Genomic DNA, 220 nt, shown 5'->3' with positions numbered 1-220 from the left:
ATCGTCCCATGCATTCGCACTGAGTTGTAGTAATTCTCAATATAAAAACGACTTTGTATTGTCATTTCGCTACGACTCAGTTCATTTAGGTTACTCATCCATTCTTTTTTGTACTGAGCAAAAAAACTTTCTGAACAGGCATTATCCCAGCAGTTTCCCTTTCTCGACATGCTAATCGTTACACCTCGCTTGTTCAACCACGATATAGTCTCTTTAGCTC

General features: G+C 39.1%; 1 protein-coding gene. It reads right to left on the bottom strand.

Features of this window, described 5'->3' with window-relative positions:
* A partial coding sequence (locus AN391_RS20500; RefSeq protein ID WP_152967925.1) for an integrase core domain-containing protein occupies positions 1-220 on the bottom strand: 220 nt, incomplete at both ends.

Origin of the sequence: Pseudoalteromonas sp. P1-13-1a (assembly GCF_001401875.1) — a bacterium.
In the GTDB taxonomy this organism is placed as follows: Bacteria; Pseudomonadota; Gammaproteobacteria; order Enterobacterales; family Alteromonadaceae; genus Pseudoalteromonas.
The sequence above is the reverse complement of the archived record's forward strand: the minus strand, read 5'-3'. Positions and strand labels throughout refer to the sequence as shown.